Below are 5,621 nucleotides of genomic sequence, written 5' to 3'. Positions count from 1 at the left end.
GGACGCGCGCCGCCCCCCCCCCCCCCCCCCCGCCCCCCCCCCCGGGGGGGGGGGCGGCGGCGCGCGCGCGCGAGGTCGCGCGCCGCGGGCGCGAAGCCGGCGCGCTCCAGGAACGCCTTGGGGAGGGCCACGCCGTGCGGCGCGTGCCCGAGCTCGTAGGTGGAGACGAGCAGGATGTCGCCGGGAGAGCGCACGCGGTGCACCCGTGACCGAGCCGCCGGAACGGCCCGGACGCGTCGAGACGATCCGCGCTAGCCCTTCGAGCGGGGCGGGCGGTAGTCGGGCGGGAGCTGCGCGCCCTCGCTGAAGAAGAACTGCTCCGCCTGCTGGTACAGGATCTCGCTCGTCCGCGGATCGGCGGGCGAGAGCCGGTACTCGTTCATGATCATCTTGAAGTGCTCGAGCCAGAGCTTCCAGGCGTCCTGCGAGATCGAGTCGTAGATCCGCTGCCCGAGCTCGTTCGGGAAGGGCTTGAAGGTGAGCCCCGGCAGCTCCTTGCCGAGCTTCTTGCACATCACCATGCGAGCCATTCCGTCTCCTTGCCCCGAGGGTTCGTAAGAGGCGAGGAACATAAGCGATCTCCCGGCGGGATGCACGCCTGCACGCCAGGGTGAGGGCGGGCGCCGCCGTCGCGGCGCCCCCCATGCGCCGCGGCCCCGGCGAGCGCACGTCGGGCGCTCGGTCGGGGCCGCGAACGGGGCACGGAGGTTCAGGAGAGGAGGGACGTCGGCGAGACCGCCAGCGCCTTCGCGAGCGACTCCAGCGTGTCGAGCGGCGGCGTGCGCTGCCCGCGCTCGAGCATCGAGATGTACGAGACCGAGAGGCCCGCCTTGGCGGCGAGGGCTTCCTGGGAGAGCTTGCGGCGGAGCCGCTCGCTCTTGAGGTTCACTGCGAACTTGTCTGCGAGACCTGGCATCTGATTGCGACTCCTGCGAGCTGCCCCCCGAGGTGAGTTGCGGAATCCGCAAGGCAACTTTGCGCGTTCCGCACCGAGAGCAATACCACCATGAGCGCGGGGTGGCCAGAGATGACGTCGAGAGGAACTGTCCCCCGTCCGCGCGACCCGGGGAAGAAAGTCGAAGCCCGGCGCGTGGCGCAGTCAGCGGTCGCGCGGAGCGCGGGGTGAGGCGCTTCGCGACGCTCCGCGCGCCCTGCGCTCGCGGCTTCGCACCGAGTGAAGCTCCCCCATCATGGCTCGGGGGGAGCCTGTAGGAGCACGGTCTCGACCTCGGCGCCGCGGGCCAGCCGCGAGCGCCCGGCAGGCAGCACCACCAGTGCATCGTGGCCCGCGACCGAGGTGAGGTGGCCGGAGAGCTGGGTGCGGAGCGGCTCGACGACGAGGCCGCCTGCGCGCCGCCGGACCCGAGCGCGCAGGTACACCGTGAGCTGTGCCGGCTTCTCCTGCGCGGCGGCGAGGCGGGCCCTGACGGTGGTCCGGCCGCTCCCGGGGAGGCCGGCGAGGGCGCGGAGCGCGGGCCGGGCGAACAGCTCGAACGTCACGAGCGCGCTCGCCGGGTTGCCCGGCAGCCCGAACACCGCCGTGCGATCCCACAGCCCGAAGGTGAACGGCTTCCCCGGCCGCATCGCGACCTTCCAGAAGTCGAGCCGGGCCCCGGCGCGCTCGAGCGCGGCGCGGACGAGGTCGCGCGCGCCGACCGAGACCCCGCCCGTCGTGACGAGCGCGTCGAGCCCGCGCGCCGAGCGGAGGGCGCGGGCGAGCGCGTCCGGCGCGTCGCCGGCGATCGGGAGCAGCAGCGGATCGCCGCCCGCCTCGCGCACCGCCGCCGCGAGGGCGGGGCCGTTCGACTCGTGGATCTGCCCGGGCCCGGGCGCGCGGCCGGCGGGCACGATCTCGTCGCCCGTGGGCAGGATCGCGACGCGGGGGCGGCGATGAACGGCGAGCTCGCTCCGGCCGAGGCCGGCCGCGAGCCCCACGACGCCGGCGTCGACGACCGCGCCCGCCGCGAGCGCGGTCCCGCCCGCGGCGACGTCGGAGCCGGCGCGGCGCACGAACCGGCCGCGCTCGGCGGGGCGCCGGAACGTCGCGGTGCGGCCCGCGCGCCGCACCTCCTCCTGCATCTCGATCGTGTCAGCCCCCTCGGGCAGCGGCGCGCCGGTGAAGATCCGGCAGCAGCTCCCGGCCGGCAGGGGTCCCGGCGCCGGCCGGCCGGCGTACACCTCGAACGCAACGGGGAGGCGCGCGCCCGCGCGCGACGCGTCGGCGGCGCGCAGCGCGTAGCCGTCCATGGTGGAGGCGTCGAACGCCGGCACGTCGCGCGCGGCGGAGAGGTCCTCGGCGAGCGCACGGCCGAGCGCGCCTTCGAGCGGGACGCGCTCCGCGGGGAGCGGCGCGAGGTCGGACAGCGCGGCGAGGATGCGCGCGCGGGCGGCGGCGGGCGTGAGCACGAGGGGTTTATACACCGCGGGCGCCCTTCTTCCTGCGGTGCGCGCTGCGCCGCGCGTGTAGACTCCCGCGCCATGACGTGTCCCTCCTGTGGTGCGGCCGTCGCCGCCGGCGCCTTCTGCTCGGCGTGCGGCGCTCGCCTCGCCCCCACGCCCACGACGGGGGCGGCGCACGACGCGCCGGTCCTCGCGACCACCTCCGCCGGCGCCGCCCTGCGCTACCAGCTCGTCGGCGGCAGCGCCTTCGCGTCGGCGCGCGTCGAGCTCTCCCCCGGGCAGTCGATCCGCGCCGAGGCGGGCGCGATGGTGGCGATGAGCGGCAACGTCGACCTGCAGTCGCAGCTCCAGGGCGGGCTCGTCGGCGCCCTGAAGCGGATGGTCACCCGCGAGTCGCTCTTCGTCTCGACGTTCACCGCGACGGGCGGCGCCGGAGAGGTCATCCTCGCGCCGCCCGTGCCGGGCGACGTCATCGGCGTCGAGCTCGGCGGGCGCGCGCTGCTCGTGCAGTCGTCCTCGTGGCTGGCCTCGGAGCTGGAGGTCCGGCTCGACACCGAGTTCGCCGGCTTCCGCGGCCTCTTCGCCGGCGAAGGGCTCTTCTTCATCCGCGCCTCGGGCGAGGGCACGATCCTGCTCTCCTCGTTCGGCGCGATCGTGCGCCGCGCGGTCCCCGCCGGCGTGCGCTATGTCGTGGACACGGGCCACGTCGTGGCGTTCGATGCGCGCATGCCGTTCGAGGTGCGCAAGGCGAGCCGCCGCGGCTGGGTGCGCTCCTTGCTCTCGGGCGAGGCGCTCGTGGCGGAGTTCGCCGGCCCCGGCGAGGTCTGGCTGCAGACCCGCAACCTGCGCTCCCTGGCGGGCGCGCTCTTCCCCTTCTTCCCGACCCAGCAGCAGGGCGGGGGGCTCGGGCAGCTGTTCGGAGACTGACCATGGCGCACGAAGGCCAGGAGCGGCGGCGGACCGCGATCGTCGAGGAGCTGCGGCGCGCGGGGGGGAAGGCGCTCTCCGTTCGCGAGCTCATGCAGCGGGCGAAGCTCCACCCGGGCGAGCGGACGGAGGTGAAGCGGGCGCTCCGCGATCTCACGCGCGAGGGGCTCCTTCACCGGGACGGGAAGCGCTTCTCGCTCCCGGGCGCCAAGCCCGCGGGGGCGCCGGCGGCCGCGCTCGCCCCGGTCCGCGAGCGGCGCGGCCTGCGCCGGCCGGGCCGTGGCAACGAGGTGGTCGGCACGCTCAAGAAGCACCGGGACGGCTACGGGTTCGTGGCGCGCATCGACCGCCAGGGCGACGACGTGTTCCTGCCGCCCGGCGAGGCGTCGCAGGCGCTCGACGGCGACCTGCTCCGCGTCGAGATCGTGCCGGCGCGCGGCGGCCGCACCGCGGGCCGGCTCGTCGAGATCGTGGAGCGCCGCCGCAGGCTGCTCATCGGCACCTACCACGCGCGCGGCGCGCGCAGCTTCGTCGTCCCGGCGGACGAGGAGCTCGGCGAGGTCGTGCCCGTGCCGGAGACGAGCGCGGCGCAGGACGGTGAGGTGGTGAAGGTCGCGCTCGAGCCCGGCACCGGGCGGCTGCAGGGCAAGGTGGCCGAGGCCATCGGCCGCCCCGGCGAGCCGCGCGTGGAGGTGCTGAAGGTCGCCTACGCGAAGGGCTTCGCGGACGTGTTCCCCGCGCCGGTCCTGGCGGAGTCGCAGGCGATCCCCGATCACGTCCGGCCCGAGGATCGCCAGGGCCGCCGCGACCTGACCGCGCTCCCCCTCGTGACGATCGACGGCGAGGACGCGCGCGACTTCGACGACGCGGTGCACGTGGAGCGGCTCGAGGGGTCGAAGGGCAGGGGGCTCTACCGGCTCGTCGTCGCCATCGCCGACGTCGCGCACTACGTCCGGCCGGGCTCCGCCCTCGACACGGAGGCGTCGCGGCGCGGGACGAGCGTCTACTTCCCGATGCAGGTGCTGCCGATGCTGCCCGAGCGGCTCTCGAACGGCATCTGCTCGCTCAACCCCGCCGTGGACCGGCTGTGCATGGTCGCCGACCTCGTCCTGGACGAGCGGGGGGAGACGCGCTCGGCGGAGGTCTACGAGGGCGTGATGCGGAGCGCCGCGCGCTGCACGTACACGGAGGTGGCGAACGTCCTCGCGGGCGAGCGCGTCCCGGAGCGCGAGCGGTTCAAGGAGCGCTTCGAGCTCATGGCGGAGCTGCAGGAGAAGCTCACCGCCATGCGGGGGCGCCGCGGCGCGCTCGACTTCGATCTCCCCGAGGCGAAGATCGTGCTCGGCGAGGACGGCCAGGTCGTCGCGATCGAGAAGCGGCCGCGCAACCGCGCCCACCGGATCGTCGAGGAGTTCATGCTCGCCGCGAACGAGGCGGTGGCGCGCTGGTTCGGCGCGCGCGAGCTGCCCACCATCTACCGCGTGCACGACGTGCCGGACGAGGAGAAGCTCCAGGCGTTCCTCGACCTCGCCGAGTCGCACGGCTTCGAGGTGCCGGAGGTGCCCGGGCCGCAGGCGCTGAACGCGCTCCTGGGGCGCTTCAGGGGCCACGCGCAGCAGCGCGCCCTGAACCAGCTGCTCCTGCGGGCGATGATGCAGGCCATCTACTCGACGGAGAACATCGGCCACTACGGGCTCGCCGCCGAGCACTACCTGCACTTCACCTCCCCCATCCGCCGCTACCCGGATCTCGTCGCCCACCGGCTCCTCAAGGAGGAGTGGGCGCGCCGGCACGGTCAGTCGACGCGCGAGACGCCGGCCTCGGTGCTCGCGGAGCTCGCCGCGATCTCGTCGGAGCGCGAGCGCGCGGCGATGGAGGCCGAGCGCGACATCGCGGCCTACTACGCGGCGCTCTTCATGAAGGACAAGGTGGGCGAGCGGTTCGAGGGCGTCGTCTCGGCGGTGGTGGAGTTCGGGCTGTTCGTGGAGCTGAAGCGCTGGTTCGTCGAGGGGCTCGTCAAGATCGAGGACCTCGGTGGCATGCCCGAGCTCGACACCGAGCTGCACGCCCTCGTCGATCGCACGACGGGCCGCGCGTTCCGGGTGGGCGAGGAGGTCACGGTGGACGTCGTCTCCGCGAGCCCCATCCGGCGCCGCATCGAGCTGAAGCTCGTGGAGGAGGCGAAGGCCGCTCCCAAGGGGCGGAAGCGCCGCGGGGCGGAGCAGGTCCTCGCGGAGGCGGAGGCGGCGGTGCGCGCACCGCGCGCGCGCGCGGCGGCCGGGCCGGCTCCGGCG

The 5,621-nt window shown here is 75.0% G+C and carries 5 protein-coding genes and 1 pseudogene; 2 read left to right on the top strand and 4 right to left on the bottom strand.

Going from position 1 to position 5,621, the window contains the following annotated elements; translation table 11 throughout:
- The 4 genes and pseudogenes from MLV88_RS15605 to MLV88_RS15590 form a co-directional block, all read right to left on the bottom strand.
- Window positions 1-194, bottom strand: a pseudogene (locus tag MLV88_RS15605) (hypothetical protein); the annotation flags it as partial.
- Between the two features lie 57 nt (window positions 195-251).
- Window positions 252-530, bottom strand: a complete 279-nt coding sequence (locus MLV88_RS15600; protein ID WP_242340326.1) for an oxidative damage protection protein — start codon at window positions 528-530, stop codon at window positions 252-254.
- 179 nt (window positions 531-709) lie between these two features.
- Window positions 710-916 (bottom strand): helix-turn-helix domain-containing protein, encoded by a 207-nt coding sequence (locus tag MLV88_RS15595; RefSeq protein WP_011985757.1) that lies wholly within the window; start codon window positions 914-916, stop codon window positions 710-712.
- A 272-nt stretch (window positions 917-1,188) separates the two neighbouring features.
- Entirely contained in the window at window positions 1,189-2,406 is a 1,218-nt protein-coding gene (locus MLV88_RS15590) for a molybdopterin molybdotransferase MoeA (protein WP_243337924.1), read from the bottom strand.
- A gap of 72 nt (window positions 2,407-2,478) precedes the next feature.
- On the opposite strand from MLV88_RS15590, the gene MLV88_RS15585 reads away from it, so the two are divergent.
- Window positions 2,479-3,327, top strand: a complete 849-nt coding sequence (locus tag MLV88_RS15585; protein WP_242341536.1) for a TIGR00266 family protein — start codon at window positions 2,479-2,481, stop codon at window positions 3,325-3,327.
- Window positions 3,328-3,329: 2 nt separating this feature from the next.
- The coding region (gene rnr, locus MLV88_RS15580) for a ribonuclease R (protein ID WP_243337922.1) at window positions 3,330-5,621 on the top strand (2,292 nt) is incomplete at its 3' end.

Origin of the sequence: Anaeromyxobacter soli, assembly GCF_022808855.1 — a bacterium.
Lineage (GTDB): Bacteria > Myxococcota > Myxococcia > Myxococcales > Anaeromyxobacteraceae > Anaeromyxobacter > Anaeromyxobacter soli.
This window is presented reverse-complemented; position numbering and strand designations above follow the sequence as displayed.

Coding starts and splice junctions, on each gene's coding strand:
- MLV88_RS15595 (WP_011985757.1), bottom strand. CDS start 916: ATGCCAGGTCTCGCAGACAAGTTCGCAGTGAACCTCAAGAGCGAGCGG.
- MLV88_RS15585 (WP_242341536.1), top strand. CDS start 2,479: ATGACGTGTCCCTCCTGTGGTGCGGCCGTCGCCGCCGGCGCCTTCTGC.
- MLV88_RS15600 (WP_242340326.1), bottom strand. CDS start 530: ATGGCTCGCATGGTGATGTGCAAGAAGCTCGGCAAGGAGCTGCCGGGG.